The organism is Micromonospora sp. NPDC049139 (genome assembly GCF_055586845.1).
Window position 1 is genome coordinate 24,719 of record NZ_JBVJHK010000032.1, and the last position, 17,897, is coordinate 42,615.

Consider the following 17,897-nt stretch of genomic DNA (forward strand, 5'->3'; position numbering starts at 1 on the left):
CGTCGCCGCGACCCTCACCGTTGCGGCGTCACCAGCTGAAGCAGCTGGCTGTCGCGCCGCACCCTACAGCGCTTCCATGGGCGTCACCGACGTCTTCGATCAATACAACGGAGTCGAGGTCTTCTCGTACCCCACGTCGGGCACCTACCGCACCACCACACAGTGCCGCGACATCCAGGTCCGCAACACCGGCGACGGAAAGATCAGCGGGCCGTTCCACGCCTGCGTCGTCTTAGCCGGCCGCGCGACCTGCAACAACGGGTGGACGTACGTGCCGCCAGGGCAGTGGCGCAACCTCGCCGTCAACGTCAAGGACGGCACCCGCTTCTACATCTGGATCAGCGTCAACCTCGGCACCTGGTACAGCGCCAAGGCGGTCGGCGACTGGTAACCCTGCACCAGTCGACGGCGGGCCGGGGTACGCCCCGGCCCGCCGGCCCATCAACCACTCCCCGAGAGGACGCATTGCATGTCCCAGCATCCGCACCAAACCGCGGTGATCACCGGTGCCACCAGCGGCATCGGCTACGAGACGGCCCTCGCCCTCGCCGCTCAGGGCATCACCGTCATTCTGGCGTGCCGACACCCCGGCCGCATGCGCGCCGCAGCGGAAACCATCCGGTCACGACATCCCACCGCCAGCATCGACGAAGTGGCCCTCGACCTGGGCAGCCTGACCTCCGTCAGGGCCGCAGCCGAGCAGATCAACGCCAGACACCAGCACCTCGACATCCTGATCAACAACGCCGGCATCATGAACACCCCACGCTGGAGCACCCTCGACGGATTCGAGATGCAGTTCGGCGTCAACCACCTCGGCCACTACGCCCTCACCATGCTGCTACTCGACAGCCTTCTGAAAGCACCACAAGCCCGGATCGTGACGGTCTCCAGCACGGCCCACCGACGGGCACGCACCGACATCGAGCAGTGGCCGAACCCGCACGACTACCGCCCAGCCCGCGCCTACGCCGCGAGCAAACTGGCCAACACGCTCTTCGCGATGGAACTGCATCGACGACTGAAACATGCAGGGCACTCCGCAATGAGCCTTGCCTGCCACCCCGGCTGGTCATCGACCAACCTGCCCTACGCTGGCCTTCGAGCAACCGGGCGCCACACAGCAGTCGCCGTGCTGCGTGTCCTCGCCGCTCTCGTCACGCAACCCGCCGCCAAGGGAGCCCTGCCCACCCTGCACGTCGCGACGAGCCCCGACATCGACTCCGGCAGCTACTTTGGGCCAACCCAGCTCGCTCACAAAAGAGGGCCCGCAGGACCCGAGCAACCTGCGGCGGCAGCGATGGACCCCGTTCTCGGCCGACGTCTGTGGAGCCTGTCGGAAGAGCTGACAGCCACAGAGCACCCGGCGCTGGCGGTGCAAGTCCGTTGAACGGGCAACGCCGTCTTCCCGGTTGGAGCCCCTAAACTATCCTCCTAGGATGCTTTAGGGGCTGGCTCGTCGGACACGCTCCGAGGGCGGACGCTGCGGAATAATCATCGGTGCTCTAGTTCCTGTAGGACGCAATGGTGACGGCAATGAGCAATTGCTCTGCTGCATTGGTCGCGCTTCGCGCATGATTCTGCTAGGCCAAACTCGTCATTCGTGGACCGGGTGATCCGATTGACGGTGACACTGTTGGTGGGAGAGAGTGTACGTATGACTTCGGCGCTGATATCCGACGTGCAGCGAAATCTTGCGAGCAACCCAGATCCGGATGGGGTGGAGGCGCGCGCCGCTCTCCTGGTCGCACGCGAGATCGGGATGTCGACAGCTGACCTTTCCGTCGGCGCTTCGGACCGGTGGACGTTCGCCAGCCTCGCCATCAGTGAATGCATCGACCGTTTTTTCGAAGGAATGACCGATCACCTGAGCCTTTCGGTAAATCTTCCGGACCCCATCACCGAATCGGCCGATGAAATGCGTGATTCGATGCGGTCACTGCTCATTGACCTCGTCGACCTTTACGCTAACGCCGCTACTGAAGGCACGGCGCCTCCATGGCGACGACTGGCATGGGCCTCCGCCGCGCAACATCTGGACCGCGCCTTACGGGAACTACCGTGACCTACGGTCGATACCTCGACCGGGCAGCTGGTGCCATGGCGGCCGCACAGGCAAACCTCCGGAGTCCTGCGCCTGGAAGCCTCGCCGATCATGCTGCTGCCGCGATCGCCCGCACCCACCTTTATCGCGCGCTCGAACGGCAGGTACGACGCCTCACGGTGCACGAGAAGGAGAACGACCTTGTCCGGGAACTCCACCACGCCACCCACACCACAGCGGTCGAGATCCCTGCCTCGCCACCGACAAGCCATCCCGTTGCGTCCGAGCTCCACCAGGCCGCCGAGGCGACCCGGATAGCGAGTGACATCCTCAGCGCCCAGTTCGACCCATTAACCGGACGCCCCCGGTCGTCGGAAGGCTTCGCCGTGCTGGCAAGCTCCTTCCGTGCCGACACCCTCGGGTGCTTGGCCAAGCTTGCCCGAGCTGCCAGCGAAATGGACCAGCGACTGGCGACATGGCTAACTCAAGGAATAGCTGCCGGCAGTCACCAGCTCATCGTACGGACCGCAGCATCAGACGCTCTGACGACGAGCTTGACGCTGCCTCACGTCGCAGATGCCGTCGCGTCCGACGGTCCTCTCGGCAGCCTGCTGCGTAACCTCCGTCCGCCGCCGCTAACCGATGCCGAGCAACGTTGGACATCGATCGCGTCTCCAGCAGACTGTGCCCTTGCGCTGGATGTCGCTCGCACCTGGCTCGCGCAGCACTACCAGAACCTTACCGCCGTCGACCTAAAGGTGCTGCTTCGAGCCGGCCTTGCACTTACCTATGAGATTGACTACCTCATCGGCATTGCCAATTCCAGCACCCGCAAGACTGGCAACGTCGACATTCTCGCCAGCGTCTGGCGCGGGGCAGCCCGCGCGGCAAACCACATGCACACCCTCGGCAGCGCCGCTCCTGGCGTCGGCCCCGCCGTCGTAGGCGCTGCTGAAACCTGGCTGAGAAGCCAACTTCGAAGCGATGGGGATTGGCAGAATCCAGCAACGATTTTGCGGGCCGCAGGGGCTAGGGAATGGCAGAACGCCGCTGCTGCTCTCTCCGGTCGGATGCCTGACCTCGTCACTCTCGTGCACCAGGGCGCGTTGTGCGCCATGCGTCGTGGCGACATGCTCGAACCTGACCCACAGCAACGGCAACCCGCTATTCATGCCCTCGGACCGAGATGGATCCGAGCAGGGCCAGCCAGCCTGCAAGGTTCGACACTGCTCAGATTCACCGGCCAGCTCCGCGAAGAGACGATCTTCATGGCCAAAGAGGCGGACGCTGCCGTTCTCCCCGGCTTCTACGAGGCTGAACGCCACAAAAGCACCGCACGTAAGCTGCCCCGCGCGCCCGGCATGGCAGTGACCGTACCGGATACTCCTGACGGCGCCCTCCATCCGGCCTCCTCGCAACCTAGCGGCGACCGCCGCAGCTTGGCCGCGAGCGGCAAAGCCAGAAGCCAAGCCATCGCCGGGACGCAGGCGTCCGCGTGGTCGCACCGGTACGAGCAGGAGAGAACAGAACCACATCTCTACGGTGATGGGCCGGAGGACGAACCCAGCCTCTGAACGCGCCGGTCCCCACGGGGTTGCCCGAGTTTGGCCAACTACCGCCCACCGAGCCCCCTTTCGATCAGCCTGGACGAGCCTCCGAATGTCAGGGGTTCCACGCGCGTCCAAAGAGTGAGTGGGGAGATCACCGGCACTGCTGCCGGCGACATGATCAGTCCTGGGATGTGTGCTCGCGCCACGAGCCGGGCGAGGGTGCCCGCAGGAGGCGGTCGACCATCTCTTGGGCTTCTTCCCGGGTGTCGAACTCCCAGCGCAGCACCTTGCCTGTCTCGCTGTCGCCGGCTCGGGCGATCACCTTCCAGCGAGTGTGGCGCACCAGCCACACGTCGCGGCGCGCGAGACGACCCCACACGTTGTTCCACCACCGCTTGACCACCTCATCCACGGTGAGAATCGAACGTATGTTCGACAGCGGGTTGACTGGTGGGCGGGTCATTCGCAGCGGTCGTCGGCACCCTGACCGTAAGCCTCGCAGCAGGCGGGGCAGTGCCGATACACCCGCAGATCACATCCCCGCCGATGGCCAAGCTCGAGCGTGATCTCGTACAGGCAGGCCCGCCACACGACGGTCTCCCCGCCGCCGGGCACGACCTGCCCGTCGCCGGGACCGCCGCGCAGCAGCACCTCCATACCACCGACGGTACGCATTCCGCCCCTGCCCGAGACCCGGATCCGACGTCGAGTCCGTCACCTCCCGACGTGCGGACGCCTGAGACCGAGAGCCCGGTCAGAGGCCGTCCGGTGGCGGGGCGTCCGGGTCGGGGAGCAGGCCCTACTCGCGCAGTTGCGCGAAGTGGGACTCGGGTGGCGGCTCAGGGTCGTGGTCGGACGGCCGGGGGCCTTCCGGGCCGTCAGGCGAGAAGCGCAGCAGGGTCTCGACGCGGGTGATCCGGAAACGGCGGCCGAGCACCTCGATCTCGTCGACGCGGTCGCCGTCGAGGGCAGCGGCGGCCTGCTCGTAGGCAGCGGTCTCGTCGTCGGCGAGTTGGCTGGTGCGCGGCTGGATGTAGGTGAAGGAGAAGGCCAGGGTGTCGCGGGCGTGCTGCGGGGTAGCGACCACGCGGCTGTACGGCTGCCATCCGCCGTTGACGTACTCGGCTACCGCGTAGCGGGTGGGTAGCACGACCCCGTTCGGGTGGGAGTGCACGGAGGCGACGCTGTCGGCGTACACCTGGGCGGGGACGCGGGCGCGGGCGTAGTGCGCGGGAATGAGCTCGACCCGCAGCGTGGCCTCACCGACACCGCTGGGGGCGGCCGGGTCGGCGATCAGGTCACCGGCGAGGAAGCTGTCGCACTCCTCGGCCTCGCGGGGATCGGGGTCGGTGGGCCGTGGCGGCTCCGGCCCGTCCGGGCCGAACCGGGCGAACGTGTCCGCCCGCACGATCCGGTGCACGCGGCCGGCCACGGTGACCTGGTCGACCTTCTCCCACTGTAGTACCCGCGCGAGCGCGGTCAGTTCGGCGGCCAGCGCCGGGTCGGTGGTTTCGGCGAGCCGTTCACGTAGCCAGTGGGCCAGGGTGTTCCGGGCGGCCTGCGGGGTGTCGTCCACCAGGGCGTGTATCTGCCACCGCCCGCCGCCGCGGTCCACGGCGTAGCCGAACAGCGGCGCCCCGATCCGGACCATCGGGTACGCCGACGCACGCCGGACCGCGTCGTCCTCGGTCACCGCACCGACCGGGTCGGTCCGCGGCTGAACCCGAATCACCGCACCCAGACGCCGTTCACCGCCACTCATGGGGAGCATTGTGTAACGCCCCGAGTCGGTATGCCGAGCCCGGCACGCGAACGGCACGTCGATAACCGGGCAGGCGATGCTCGCCTCAACCGATCCCTCCAATGGGGTCCGAGCAGTGCCTCCCGCTCGCAGGCGCACCGCCCCTACACGGGGGGCGGCTCAGGTCGAGGAGGGTCTGCGTCATGACGGGTAGAGCTTGCGGTCGTGGACGAGGTGACCGGGCCAGAAAGCTCAGAAGCGGCCATTCCTGGTCCCTTCCCTTGGTGGTGATCGAGTTGTTGCCTAGCATCGAATGGCCGGCCGATTCGCACAGCACTATGGCGACTGCCGTCCGTTGACTGGCTTTGGTCGGGTGGAAAGACACGAGTCTGGCAGGGGGCAGCAGAATTCCAGTGCGCGCCGCCTGCTCAATTGATGCTAGGTGCCGCCGAAGGCAAATCGTTGAGGCGGTGGGCGGTCGAAAGTAGGTGAGGCAAGGTGGAGCCGACGGCGGCCCCGACTCCGACTTTTGGCGGACTTCCTCTTCCTCGAATCGGTGAATGGCCGAGAAGGCCGCAGGCCTACTACTGCATAACGGTAATCGATGCGCGGGGCCGCCTAGCGAACCGTTCCCCCCTAGCTGTAATGCGTTGGTCACCTGGTGACCCGGTGGAAATCAGAATTCAGGGAAGGGTTATCGCGGTCACGGCACGTAAGGGGCGGTCATCAGTGATCACCCCTCAAGGTCATCTGCGATTCTCGCCTGCAGTGCGACAAAGCGCGGGCATCATGCCAGGGGATCGCCTCCTGGTGGCGGCGCTTCGCACAGAGGGCCTGCTGATGGTCTTTACAGTCGGCCTCCTTGAATTAGCGCTCCTCTCATACTTTGATTCCCGCGGTGAGGCGCCATGACAGACGCAGAATCCCCCGTTCTCAGCAACGGAGAACTAGAGGCGGTGCGCGCCATCCTCGCCCGGATGGGAGTCACGCCTGAGCAACTCATCGCGGAAAGCGCAGCACCCAGGGCGGTTCCGACCTTTGACGAGTACATCCAGCGTGTGTATATGGCCGTCACACCAGCAACGCGGCGAGTATACGGAACCTATTGGGGGCGAGTGAGCGACGCCTGGGGCAGCCGACGGTTGAATGAGCCAACTTCCTTGGAAATCAAACAACTCGCCGAACAGATGAAGGAAAGAACAATCGTACGCCGAAATTCCCGGGGAGGTCGCACCGCCGCCGAACATCTCATCTCGGCGCTGCGATGCCTCTACAGCCACGCAGTAGCTGATGGCCTCATCGCTGAGCGCGACAACCCGGCCAAGCGCGTTCCGAAGCCACGACGCCTCGCCAGTACCCGTCGAGCCCTCACCGAACGGCAACTGGCGATGATCAACGACGTCGCAGGTACGACCGGCAACGACCCGAACCTCGACACGCTCCTGCTCAGACTCCACATCGAAACCGCATGCAGGCGAGGAGGCGCGCTAGCGCTCCACCGCACAGACCTCGACACCGACCAGTGCCTCCTTCGGCTGCACGAGAAAGGCGGCACAGTCCGACCGCAGCCCATCTCGCCTACGTTGGCAGGCTGCCTGCTCCAGCACATCGAAGAACGAGGAGCCAGCGAACCAAGCGGTCAGCTCTTGAGGTATCGCACGGGCGCCCCGATCACCAGCCGCCGCTACGACCATCTCTGGCAACGCCTCGGAAGACACCTGCCATGGGTAGCGGCGCAACAAATCAGCACCCACTGGCTGCGCCACACCACCCTGACGTGGGTGGAGCGCAACTTCGGTTACGGCATAGCAAGGGCCTACGCGGGCCACAATGGCAGGTCGGACGCCGGCACGACCAGCACGTACGTCAGGGCGGACGTGTATGAAGTCGCGCGTGCCTTGAGCGCCCTGACCGGCGAAGGTCATCCGCTCCTGGCCGAGTCTGCGGTCGTAGCTCCAAGGCGGACATTCGCCGGTCGTGCTACGCAGCCTGAACAGGAAGAGCTCCCGTCCAGCATCTTCAGCCGGAACTACTATCGGCGGAAAGAATACGGCGCAGATCCGTACGAGGTTCATCAGCCGGGGCACGCTGGGTGAGCCTCCCAGAGGTCATGATTGATCTCCAGTCTCCTGCGCTCGTCGCTGGCGATGCCGAGCAGATCAGGCGCCCGGCAATCTCAGCGTTTTGGATAAGCAGCGACGCCGACGCCGAGCGCTGGAGACACGGCTGCCCCGCCCAGACCAGACGCTCAGGATACGCAGATCCGTGAGTCAGGCAGCATCGTCAATCTTGGGAGTTACGGACTGTAATCGGGCTGGTACCTGTACTGCGTTGGCTGGAGTGCACCGTTGCTGGGCATCCAATGCTCGTCGAGCCAGAGGTGCCCGCCGTGGACGGTCCACGTCCCGTCGGCCCGCAATGTCAGCTCGAGGCCATGAACGATGGCGAGGACCGTGCGGATGCCGTCTTCCTGCGCGGCACGTACCTCGCCGGCGGTGACGAACACGGAGCCCCGCTGGCTGAGGGTGCCTTTGACCTCGACCCGGAACTTCGGAGCGCGCTCTGGCCCAACCTCGTAGTCATACGGATGGTTTGCCGATGTGTTCCGGATGCTGCGGCGGCTGTGTCCTCGGCTGACGAGCCACTGGTGGACCTTGCGCATGGCGGCAAGCTCGACTTTGCGGCGCAGCAGTGGATCTTCGAGCCGCCCTTGCCGGCCGGTACCGTTGCCGCCGATACCAAGGGCGTCAGTAGTGCCCCAGCCGTGCCTGCCGATTCGGTGCTCGGGCGCGCGTGGCTCCATGATGAGCCGGACCGGCCGGTAGGTCCAGCCGAGGAGCCACCCGGAGTCGGGGGCGTTGGTGGTGTAGTCCTGATTCAGAAAGGCAGTGCTGGAGATGTCGAGTTTCCGCATGAGTTGCGCGGCATGCTCGTGATCGTCGTAGCGGCCCTTCACGACTTCGAGGACCTCGACCTCCCACGTCAGCATCCCTACATTCGGCCCGCCACCGCTGACGAGAACGACCCGAGTGCCGACATCGAGCTGCGCGAAGGGCAGCAGACGTCGCTGCCACATGTTCCACTCGACTTCACGTTCGCTGACGTCTAGCTTGCCGCCAATGTTCCATGGCTGGTGCTTGAGCAGGACTACCATCGAGTCACTGCCTTGCCCGCGTCCACAGAGCCACGTCCAAGAGCCGCAGCGGCGGATCGTTGGCCGGCAGGACGTCGAGAAGACCACGTATCTGCTCGTCGCGCATGAGTTGCTGATAGATCTGCCAGTCACGCCGGTAGGAGTAGGGTCTCTGCATGCCCAGGTACTGGCGGACCAGTCCGTCGCGCACTGGTAGCAGCCGCGGACGTTTACGGGCGGCCAACTTCGCCGGAGCTACCCATGGATCCGATCGTGCGGCCCGCGGGTCTACAAACAGTTGTCGCAGCGTCTCGTAGAACCTTCCTGCGACGTCAAGCACGCCATCGTCCGCGTCCTCCAAGCAAACGTCGGTCGGTACCGCCTGCAGGTTCACGGCCAGGTGCTCATCGGTCAGGACGCGCCTGGCGGCGCGGGCTCCGATGTCGGCGTTGAGCAGCGTCACCGCGAACAGGTCTGCGGTCGTCACCTCGGTCGGCACGTTCGGACCGAGTGCCAGAAAGGAGCTCCCGGCGTAGTCACCCTCCGGGTCGTAGTAGCCAGCTATACGCGAGGCCGCGTCACCAGTTAGAGCGTCTAGCGTCGCCGCACGGGCCTGGGCGAACTCGTCCACGCTGGGCACCGTAACGGATCCTCGTTGGGAGAGCATTCGTTCATCCGCCCGCTTCCCGGCCGCCGTTCGGACGGCCTGATGCCAGCCTGCGCCTGTAGAGCTGCCGTGGCGCGGCGCCGGGCTCGGGAAACCTCCCGGTAGAACCGAACCCTAGAAGGTCCAACAACGCCAGGTGCCATGCGTGCCTTGTTCAAGCTGCGATTGTCGGTGACCCGACAAACACCTTGAGCTTGGGCATGCGGCACTGGTCAGCGGTCCAGCTGGTGCTACGAGTGATCAGTCGATCAGGATCGAGTAGGTCACCGGGTGTCCTTGTCGAGCGGATGTGACGGTGCGCAACCTTATGATCGCGTAGCGGCTCGTGTTCGGCGTGACAAGCGCGTCTCGTGCCTGGCCCGAGCGCGAGCCCTGGGATGTGGTGTGGAAGGGGATGTGAGTGCGGCCGGACGGCGCAGAGCTCGACGACGATGAGGAATGGTCGGCTGACGGCCCGGATCTGTGGCAGCTGGCCGGGCTGCCCGGCGGGTTGCTGCAGGCCAGCTATCTGACGAGCCGGTTCTCGGCCCAGTACCGGCTAATCGTCGATGTGCTGCTCGCCGAGCAGGAGCACACCCTGACCGGGGTTGCGGCCACTGAACTGCCCGGGCTAATGCGCCGCCGCCTGCAAGTGCTGGGTGCCGATCCGGGGCTCCTCGACGACCCGGCGTTCAAGCTGAAGGATCGGATGGGCCGTCTCGAACGGTGGGGTGTCGTCTACCGGTTCCAGGACAAAGCGGTCCGAGACGCGGAGTTCGTTCTCGACCGGGACCGGTACCAGCTAACCGAGACCGTCGCCGAACTGCACCGGGCGATCACGTCCCTCGGCGACGACACCGCCGCAGCCGCCGCTGCAACCCTCGCCCCCGGGATCCTGATGGCCAACCTGTCCCTGCTGTACGAAAGCGCAGAGGCGGATCCAGCGGGGGCGGCGGCCGCCTGGTCCGTGATCGCGACGACGCACCAGGCAATGGTGAAGGCCGCTGCGGGCTGGCAGGCGCGGCTCGCCGGTGCGCTCGCCGGCCCGCCGACACTGGAGAAGATCACCACGGTCCAGGAGACCCTGCGCCGTTATGTGGATATGTGGGGCGCCGGCGTGGACACGCACTCAGAAGCGATCACCAATCTCGCGGCGAAGCTCGCGGTGCTGCCGACACCGGCGTGGCGGCGCATCGCTGTGCACACCCTCGGCGCGAACGCGGACGAGCCAGCGATCGAAGCGCTCGTCAACGCCCACCTGCTCACCCTAGAGACGCTGCGCCGCTGGTTCGACGGACCGGACTGCCAGGCCCGCAAACTTCGCCGGCAGATGCGCGACACGATCGGGCCGCTGTTGCGCGGGCAGCGGACCCTGGCAGCCGTCGGCGGGCACGTGTCCCGCCGAGCGGAACTCATCGATCTGGCCACCCGCCTGGAATCGACCGCAGACGACGACGCCGCCTGGCGGCTATGGTGCAGCTCGACCGGGCTATTCTCCGCCCGGCATCTGCCGGGCGCGGGGGACCCACCGGCGGGCAACCCCGGCGCGGTGTCGTTCTGGGATGCCGATCCGGTCCCCGTGGAGGCCCGCCTGCGCAAGCAGGGCCCGAAAGCAACGACCGGGACCGCAGCGCGGATTCCCGACCGGACCGGCGCGAAACGCGCTGCCCGCGAACGGGCCGCAAGAGCTGCCGCGCAGGCCGCGATCACCGAATCGGCAATTCTCGCCCGATCCGGACAACGGCTGTCGCAATGGCGAGACCTGACCGCCGCCGAGCTGCAAATGCTGCTGGTTCTGCTCGGCGCGGTCGCCGCCGCCCAACCGGACGAAACCGGCCGGCGATCTGCGACCACCGGCGACGCACGGTGGATCCTGCGCGCCGACCCGCCGGAGGACGGTGCGCCGGCCGCAGTCGTGCACACGCTGGACGGCCGGCTGGTGCACCCCGACATCGTCCTGCACATCACCCCAGCCGGGAGCCGGCCGTGAACACATCTACCTCCGCGTCCGTGCGGGAGGCGCAGCAGGCGTTCCTCGGCCTGCTCGCCCAGCCGCTGGTTACTCCGGCCACGAACCGGGTCCTGCACCGACACGTCCTGCGCCACCAGCGGCAGATCACCGAGCATGCCCGTCGGGCCGGGTACCGGATCCAGCGGGTCGGCCGGGCCGTACGCCTGATCCGGGTTCCGATCGCCGGGACCGTTACGGCCCCACCCCGCCCTGCGGACGCACCTGGCCGACGGCTGCTCTCGCTCGTCTGCTGCCTAGCCGCATGCTGTGAGGAGATCTCCGGGACGGTGACGCTGCAGCGGCTGTCCGATATGGTCCGGGACTTGACCTCCGCACCCGGGGTCACCGTTACCGGCTACGACCCGGAGCAGAAGCCGCAGCGTCGGCTGTTGCGTGACGCGGCTGCCCTGCTCGCCAGGTGGGGTGTGCTGCGCCGCCGGACCAGCGACGAGAAGATGCTTTACGACTGGACCGAAGACGGGGCCGGGCCTGGTGCCGGCTACGAGGTTGACCGGGACGCGCTGCTGCTGTTGACCAGCCCTGATGTGCTCGCCGCTGCCGTGCATTCGCAGGACACCGACGCCGAGCAGGTCGCCGCAACCCGTACGGTCCGGCAGTTGCGTGCCCTGCTGGAAACTCCGGCCGTCGTGTACGCGGATCTGGACGAGCAGGACGCGGAGTCGTTGCGTAAGGCCCGCGGGCTGCGCACCACCGACCTTGCGCAAATGACCGGCGGGACGGTCGAGGCCCGCGCCGAAGGTCTCGTCCTCGTGCTGCCCGACGACCCGGATCGGTCGCCGACCGTGGCCGACTGGCCGCGCGCGCGAGCGGCTGATTGGGTGGCGCTGTTGATGGCTGACCTTGCTGGACGCCATGGCACCCGTACCGTGTCCGGCACAGTGGTGCTCACCGACGGGCAGGTGGACGAGGTCGTCGAGGACCTGGTCGGCTGGCGCGGCGAGTACATGTCCAAGGACCAGAAGACCGTGCCCGGCACGGTCCGCGCCGACGCGGAAACAATCCTGACCGAGCTCGGTCTGCTGCGCGTCGGCCCAGACCAGTCATGGACTCTGTCCCCGGCCGCGGGCCGGTATCGCGACCCCGACGTCACCCTCATTGACCCGACGGAGACGACTCGATGACCACGACCGACTTGTCGACCCCAGGCCCGGCCGCCACCGACACGCAGCTGGCCGCGTGGCGCGACGCGGTCACCACCGCCGGCCTGCCCGACCCGGCCCGCACCCGCTGGCAGGTACTGCGCGCCGGGGTGGTCGGCCTGTGGGAGTTCGATGTGGCTGAGTACTGGTTCGCCGACGGCCGCGCCCAGTTCGTCGGGCAGAACCAGTCCGGCAAGTCGACGCTGATGGCGCTGACGACCCTGCTCATGCTCGCCGGCAGCCTCGACCGCAAATACGTCGACACGTTCGGCCAGTCCGACAAGGAGTACCGGTACTACGTCGAACCGGTCGCCGACGACCGAGACCGGCGGGATGCCTCCGCCTCCACGAACCGCGGCTGGGCGTGGGTCGAATACGGCCGAATCGGCCCGCTCGGCACGCCGGAGTTCTTCACCACGATGCTGTACACCCAGACCAAACGCGGCGTGGCGCAGATGACCCGTGCGTGGGTCGTCTGCCACGGCAGCGCCCGGGTCCGCGCCGGCCTAGATCTGGCGGCAGGCCAGGCGGTCACCGAGCCCAAAGCTCTCGAAGCCGTCGACGGTGTCACTGTGTACCCAAAGGGCCAGACCTACGCCGAGCGGCTCGCCACTGACCTGTTCGGGTTCGACGACACCGACCGGTACGCGACTGTGATCGAGATGCTGAAGGTGCTGCGCACCCCGCACCTGGGGCAGAAACTCGACCCTGATTGGTTCACCTCCCAGATCCGCTCGGCGCTGCCACCGGTTGCGAAGAGCGAGGTGACCGAACTTGCCCACGGCTGGCAAGAGCTCGAACAGTTGGCTCGCGATCGGGACTCGGCCGAGGAGGCCCGCAAAGCAATCGCCGTCTATCTCACGCGGGCATGGCGACCGTGGGCCGACGCCGTCCTTCGTCTGCACGCCGACACCCTGATCGCCGCCGACACCGGTGTCACAGAGGCACGTGTCCAGGTCGGCGCCGCGAAGGCCGACCTGGACGAGGCCCGCAAACGTCTGGACGAGGAGTCGAGGAACACCCAGTACCTCGAAGAAGCTCGCGACCGTACGCGCACGGAACTGATGCAGTTGTTGCGCTCCGCGGCGTACACGAGCGCGGTAGAGCGGGCCAACGACGCCAAGCGGCTGCGCTCGGAAGCGAATGCGGCGAAACGCCGCGCGGAGAAAGCCGCCGCTCACCTCGGACGGACCCGCGCTGACCTCGAAGCGGCCAAGTCCGAGCAGGAGAAAGCTGACGAAAAACTCGGAAATGCTGAGCAGGAGCTGAACCTGGCCGCTCGCCGTGCGGCCGACACCGCAGCGGTTGCCAGGCTCGGCGACCAGGTTCCGCAGTGGGCAGCATCCGGAGACGTCGACCGGTTCGACGCAGCGATCACCACCCGCCGCGCCCAGGTCGGCACGCTGCGGAAACTGATCCGCGCTGCCAGCAAAGCGTCCTCGGCATGGCAGGCACTCGACGACGTGGCTCAAAAGGCTCAGGAGCAGCTCGACGAACGCACCGAGACAGCGGAGGCCACCGAGCACGCCCTGGCGCAGGCAGTGCAAATCCTGTCCGACGATCTGGAGCGGTGGGTAACAACACTCGGCGATGTGCGCCCGCCGGTCGAAGTCCGCAACGCATGGATCACCGCCGTTACGGCGCAGACAGGAACGCTCCGGCCACGGGAGGTACTGACCGGCCTGCTGAACAGGGAGTGGCTCGACCCAGCAACCGGACCCCTCACCACCCGCCTCGCTGAACTACGGGCCGCAGCGAAGACGGCAGCCGCCCGCGCCGCCGAAGCCGAACGCGACGCCGACGCACTCGAAAATGCCGGCGACCCGACGCCCGATCCGCCAGTGCGATGGATCCGTCGTGACCGGCCATCATTCCCGTCCGATGCAGGCGCCCCGCTGTGGCGTCTGGTCGACCCGGTCGACGGTCTCAACCCAGTAGTCCTCGACCGGGTGGAGGCCAGCTTGTCGGCCGCGGGTTTGCTGGACGCCTGGGTGACTCCCGACGGTGTCTGGGCACCGGACCGCGACGGAGACGAACTCATCATCGTCCCCGTCGCCGTCCCCGCCAGCACGGGAAACCTTGCGCAAGTGCTGCAACCGGCCGAGGATGCCGGCAGCCTGTCCGCCGCGGTACTGCGGACCCTCGCCGGCATCGGATACACCACCGACGGGCCGTTGACCGCACCGACCTGCCTGGCCGCCGACGGACGCTGGCAGACCCCCGTCGCGGCGGGCCGGGCTGGAACCGCGACGCATGGTGCCGAGCTCATCGGCACCGCCGCTCGGGCTGCCGCCCGTCGCCGTAAGATTACGGAGTTGCGCGCGCAGGCGACCGGGTTTCGGGCCGAATTTGGGCAGCTGGCAGGTGAAGCGGACCAGGTCAGTGAGCAGATTACGAGCTTGCGGGCGGCAGCGGATCAAGCGCCTACCGACGCGGATGTCGTAGCAGCCGCTGCTGCACACACTGCTGCAGCCGACGAGGCGGACAAGGCATCCAGCGCTTACCGTGACGCTCGCGGCCGCGAGCAGGAAGCCCGGCGTGTCTCGGACGCGGCGACCGGAGAGGTGACCAGGTACGCCGCCGAGCACCTGCTGGCAACCTGCGAGGAGCAACTCGACACCCTCGCGGGGGCTCTCGATGAGGCCGCGACCGCCTCCGGTGGTCTCCGTCTCGCCCTCTCTGCACAGAAGGCGGCCATGTCGGCGGTCATGGCCGCAGCCGGACGGGTCGCGATCGAGGACAGTCGAGTCCATGAGGCCGTCAGCACCGCCGAGGATGAGGCGCAAACGGCGCAGACCGCAGACGTGAACGCAACGCTGGCCGAAAAGTCCGTGGACGCTGACGCCCAGCAACTGTTCGCCCAGGCCGAACGCCTAGAACTCCAGGTTGAGGAATACGGGCCGTCAATCTCGGCGAGCAAACGCGAAGGCCTCGCCCGCTCAGCGGCGGCCGGGGAGGCGAACTCTACCTGGCAGCAGTGCTGCAACGACCTCACCGCCGCTCTCGAACGCCGGGACCTCGCAGCTGCGGCATGGTGGGTACCGGTCGACGCCGGCCTGGCCGCAGCTCGCAACCTCACCATCCCGGACAGCCGGGATCTGGATGCCGCGCTCGCGCATGCTTGCACGGCTGCCGACCAGCTAAGACCTCAAATGTGGCCGGAGCGGCTCGACGAAAAGGCCCGACGAACCGAGGCGGCCTTGTCGCGCATGCTCGGCTCGTCGCTAGTCGACCTTCGCACAGTCCTGGAAACCTCTGGCGGCCGATCGGCGATCACCACAGAGGCTGACGAGCAGCATCCTCTGCCATCAGTCACCCTGATCGTGGACGCCTCCGGCACCCAGCTCGATCCCGCTGATGCAATCCGGCATCTGCAGATTCTGGTCGAGGATCTGTCGCGCACCCACGACGAAAAGCTGCACCAGATGTACACCGAGCTGCTGTCATCGACTTTCATCGACCATCTCGCCGACCGGATGAAGAAAGTCATCAAGCTCCTCGACGTCGTCAACGACGTACTCAGAAAGCATCCGACCGGGGCGAACAAGACCACGCTGCGGCTGCGCCGCGTCCCCGCCGAAGGACAGGAGCCGGGATTCAAGATCCTCAAGGCATTGCAGGAAGGATCGATCGAATCCGAAAGCGCACAGCATCAGATCCAGCTGTTCCTCGGCGCCCGGCTGCGCGAGGCGCAGGACGCCGGCCTGGTCGGCACCGAAGACTGGACCGACCGCCTCGCGGAACTCCTGGACTACCGAGCCTGGTTCGACATCGTCGCCCAATACAAGGTGGGTGACGGCGACGACGAGACCCGCTGGAAAGACCTGACAAGGAAAGCCCACGGCGTCGACTCCGGCGGCGGGAAGGTGATCACTCTCCTCCAGCCGCTGCTGGCGACGCTGGTCGCCTTGTACTCCGAATCGGAGGACGCGCCGCGGCCGTTGTGGCTCGATGAGGCGTTCGAAGGCGTCGATCCGGGCAACCGGGCCACGATGATGCGAATGCTCATTGACTTCGACCTGGACTTCCTCCTCGCCGGACCGGCGCCGCTCGTCGCGGTCGCGCAGGTCCCGACAGCCGCGCTATGGATCATCACCCGCGCCCCAGCACCGGCCGACGGCGTTGACCTGTCCCTGATGCTGTGGGCTGGGAAAACCCTAGAGCAGGTTCCGGTTGGCGACTACGCAACCCGAATCCTCACGCCGCGTCGCCCAACCGACGACGCCGGTCCGGACTTGTTCACCACCATTCCCGAAACAGGCGGCCCAGCCGGGGCGAACCACACCGGCAACGACGTGGGCGTTCCAGCGAGCATCGTCGCCGTGGACACGGGCGGGCCAGCGTGACCGCCGCAACGGATCGATGGGCGGCTCAGGCCGGCCCGCAGAAGGTACTCATGGCAGTCCGCAGGCTGTTGGAAGAGCACCGCACAGGAACCGGGGTCACCGTCCGTGTAGCCCTGACCGAGCCCGAACGGGCGCAGGTCGGTCGGATCCTCGGCCTGGACTGGGAAACATCCGGCCGGCCGATCACCCTAGGCAAGCTGCGGGTCGCGCTGACCCGCGCCGGTGACGACCTGCTCGACCTACTGACCCGCACCGGCGGCCCAATCGTCGACGTCCGCGGCCGCAGGGAGCAGGCCGCCGCGCTGGCGGCCGCCACCATCGAATCCGCCTATACCACCCTCGACAAAGCCGGGCTGCCCACGCACGCAGTGGAACTGGCCCGGACTCGGCGATGGCTTGAACGCCCTAGCCCGGACCTGGCCACCAGCCGAGCCGCTGACCTTACAAGGCTGTGGCAGACGCTGCCCGGCACCGGCCGACCCCTGGCGGAGGTGGCGAACAGCCTCTTCGTCGACCCTCACCGGCTGGACCGCGACACCGAGCTGGGCCGGATCGCCGCCCGCCTACTCGCGGCCGCCACCGCCCTACCCGCCGACGCCGCAGCCGCCGCTGACACGGCGCTCGGCGCAGCCCGGTGGCGGCAGGTGTGGGCCGCACACGGGGTCAGCTGCGACGAAGTGTCCGCCACCGTCCTGGTCCTCAACCTCCCGCTCACCGGGACCGCGCCGGCAACGAGGATCGCGGCTGCGGCCGCCGGGTGCGGCGAGCCAGTGTGGCTGACCAGCCGGTCACTACGCGGCGAATGGGCACCCTGCCCGGACGTGGACATGGTTCGGGTCTGCGAGAACCCGGCAGTAGCGGAAGCTGCTGCCGAGCGTCTCGGCCAGACCTGTCTGCCGCTGGTGTGCATCTACGGCCGGCCATCGTCGGCGGCCTGGACACTCCTGCGCGGCCTGGCCGGCGCCGGCGTGCGGCTGCTGGTAACTGCCGATAGGGACGACGCCGGCCATCGGTTCCTCACGGAAATGCTCTCTCTCCCCGGCGCCACCGAATGGCTCACGGACGTCGACGGTGTGTACGAGGAGGCCCGCCTGGACGCGCTGATCACCGACCTGACCCCGGCACTCAGCGTCGCTGCCACGCGTACGACAGATGATCCTGGCCGCGTCCCGGGCTCTGCTTGCTCGAATGGACTGATCTGACCGTGAGGCGGGCCCGCGCAGCCCTACCCGCCGGGCATCACTACATGATCTGGATGGTCCGCAG

General features: G+C 67.2%; 14 protein-coding genes. 9 read left to right on the plus strand and 5 right to left on the minus strand.

All coding sequences use genetic code 11. The features are described from left to right. Positions 1-76: 76 nt before the first annotated feature. The 4 genes from ACZ6Q9_RS32185 (at position 77) to ACZ6Q9_RS32200 (ending at position 3,618) form a co-directional block, all read left to right on the plus strand. A complete protein-coding gene (locus ACZ6Q9_RS32185; RefSeq protein WP_396830961.1) occupies positions 77-391 on the plus strand; it encodes a hypothetical protein in 315 nt (104 codons plus the stop codon). A gap of 78 nt (positions 392-469) precedes the next feature. Continuing rightward, positions 470-1,390 carry an oxidoreductase gene (locus ACZ6Q9_RS32190; RefSeq protein ID WP_396830959.1) on the plus strand — a complete coding sequence of 307 codons (921 nt, stop codon included), beginning with the start codon at positions 470-472 and terminating at the stop codon, positions 1,388-1,390. 213 nt (positions 1,391-1,603) lie between these two features. Then, a complete protein-coding gene (locus tag ACZ6Q9_RS32195) occupies positions 1,604-2,065 on the plus strand; it encodes a hypothetical protein (protein WP_396830957.1) in 462 nt (153 codons plus the stop codon). Next, positions 2,062-3,618, plus strand: coding sequence for a hypothetical protein (locus ACZ6Q9_RS32200; protein ID WP_466021464.1), 1,557 nt, complete (start codon positions 2,062-2,064; stop codon positions 3,616-3,618). Before ACZ6Q9_RS32195 ends, ACZ6Q9_RS32200 begins: the two co-directional genes overlap by 4 nt. Before the next feature lie 154 nt (positions 3,619-3,772). Here ACZ6Q9_RS32200 and ACZ6Q9_RS32205 read toward each other — a convergent pair whose 3' ends face one another. The 3 genes from ACZ6Q9_RS32205 to ACZ6Q9_RS32215 all read right to left on the minus strand — a co-directional run bounded on the left by ACZ6Q9_RS32205 (position 3,773) and on the right by ACZ6Q9_RS32215 (position 5,287). Beyond that, positions 3,773-4,057 carry a hypothetical protein gene (locus ACZ6Q9_RS32205; protein ID WP_396830953.1) on the minus strand — a complete coding sequence of 95 codons (285 nt, stop codon included), beginning with the start codon at positions 4,055-4,057 and terminating at the stop codon, positions 3,773-3,775. Next, complete coding sequence (locus ACZ6Q9_RS32210) at positions 4,054-4,251, minus strand: hypothetical protein (protein ID WP_396830952.1); 198 nt, start codon at positions 4,249-4,251, stop codon at positions 4,054-4,056. The genes ACZ6Q9_RS32205 and ACZ6Q9_RS32210 overlap by 4 nt, the downstream gene beginning before the upstream one ends. 142 nt (positions 4,252-4,393) lie before the next feature. Continuing rightward, positions 4,394-5,287 carry a DUF5954 family protein gene (locus ACZ6Q9_RS32215; RefSeq protein WP_396830951.1) on the minus strand — a complete coding sequence of 298 codons (894 nt, stop codon included), beginning with the start codon at positions 5,285-5,287 and terminating at the stop codon, positions 4,394-4,396. 956 nt (positions 5,288-6,243) lie between these two features. Between ACZ6Q9_RS32215 and ACZ6Q9_RS32220 the strand changes: the two genes are divergently transcribed. Further along, positions 6,244-7,431: a tyrosine-type recombinase/integrase gene (locus tag ACZ6Q9_RS32220; protein WP_396830949.1), complete on the plus strand. Its 1,188-nt coding sequence runs from the start codon at positions 6,244-6,246 to the stop codon at positions 7,429-7,431. 200 nt (positions 7,432-7,631) lie between these two features. Here ACZ6Q9_RS32220 and ACZ6Q9_RS32225 read toward each other — a convergent pair whose 3' ends face one another. Both ACZ6Q9_RS32225 and ACZ6Q9_RS32230 read right to left on the minus strand, forming a co-directional pair. Next, a complete protein-coding gene (locus ACZ6Q9_RS32225) occupies positions 7,632-8,489 on the minus strand; it encodes a protein NO VEIN domain-containing protein (protein WP_396830947.1) in 858 nt (285 codons plus the stop codon). A 4-nt stretch (positions 8,490-8,493) separates the two neighbouring features. Beyond that, positions 8,494-9,099, minus strand: a complete 606-nt coding sequence (locus ACZ6Q9_RS32230; protein ID WP_396830945.1) for a DUF6308 family protein — start codon at positions 9,097-9,099, stop codon at positions 8,494-8,496. Between the two features lie 436 nt (positions 9,100-9,535). On the opposite strand from ACZ6Q9_RS32230, the gene ACZ6Q9_RS32235 reads away from it, so the two are divergent. Genes ACZ6Q9_RS32235 through ACZ6Q9_RS32250 form a run of 4 tightly spaced genes read left to right on the plus strand, consistent with a single transcriptional unit; the run spans position 9,536 to position 17,833 of the window. Continuing rightward, positions 9,536-11,104 (plus strand): DUF2397 domain-containing protein, encoded by a 1,569-nt coding sequence (locus ACZ6Q9_RS32235; RefSeq protein ID WP_396830943.1) that lies wholly within the window; start codon positions 9,536-9,538, stop codon positions 11,102-11,104. Positions 11,105-11,124: 20 nt separating this feature from the next. Then, positions 11,125-12,267, plus strand: coding sequence for a TIGR02678 family protein (locus tag ACZ6Q9_RS32240; RefSeq protein WP_466021465.1), 1,143 nt, complete (start codon positions 11,125-11,127; stop codon positions 12,265-12,267). Beyond that, the gene (locus ACZ6Q9_RS32245) at positions 12,264-16,631 is read left to right on the plus strand and encodes an SbcC/MukB-like Walker B domain-containing protein (RefSeq protein ID WP_396830939.1); all 4,368 of its coding nucleotides are present in this window, start codon (positions 12,264-12,266) and stop codon (positions 16,629-16,631) included. Before ACZ6Q9_RS32240 ends, ACZ6Q9_RS32245 begins: the two co-directional genes overlap by 4 nt. Positions 16,632-16,681: 50 nt before the next feature. Continuing rightward, positions 16,682-17,833, plus strand: coding sequence for a TIGR02679 domain-containing protein (locus ACZ6Q9_RS32250; protein WP_396830937.1), 1,152 nt, complete (start codon positions 16,682-16,684; stop codon positions 17,831-17,833). The last annotated feature ends 64 nt before the right edge of the window (positions 17,834-17,897 follow it).

What these genes read in the sequence shown, in the direction of transcription:
- ACZ6Q9_RS32185 (WP_396830961.1), top strand. Translation starts at nt 77, where the DNA reads ATGGGCGTCACCGACGTCTTCGATCAATACAACGGAGTCGAGGTCTTC.
- ACZ6Q9_RS32190 (WP_396830959.1), top strand. Translation starts at nt 470, where the DNA reads ATGTCCCAGCATCCGCACCAAACCGCGGTGATCACCGGTGCCACCAGC.
- ACZ6Q9_RS32205 (WP_396830953.1), bottom strand. Translation starts at nt 4,057, where the DNA reads ATGACCCGCCCACCAGTCAACCCGCTGTCGAACATACGTTCGATTCTC.
- ACZ6Q9_RS32210 (WP_396830952.1), bottom strand. Translation starts at nt 4,251, where the DNA reads ATGGAGGTGCTGCTGCGCGGCGGTCCCGGCGACGGGCAGGTCGTGCCC.
- ACZ6Q9_RS32220 (WP_396830949.1), top strand. Translation starts at nt 6,244, where the DNA reads ATGACAGACGCAGAATCCCCCGTTCTCAGCAACGGAGAACTAGAGGCG.
- ACZ6Q9_RS32225 (WP_396830947.1), bottom strand. Translation starts at nt 8,489, where the DNA reads ATGGTAGTCCTGCTCAAGCACCAGCCATGGAACATTGGCGGCAAGCTA.
- ACZ6Q9_RS32245 (WP_396830939.1), top strand. Translation starts at nt 12,264, where the DNA reads ATGACCACGACCGACTTGTCGACCCCAGGCCCGGCCGCCACCGACACG.
- ACZ6Q9_RS32250 (WP_396830937.1), top strand. Translation starts at nt 16,682, where the DNA reads ATGGCAGTCCGCAGGCTGTTGGAAGAGCACCGCACAGGAACCGGGGTC.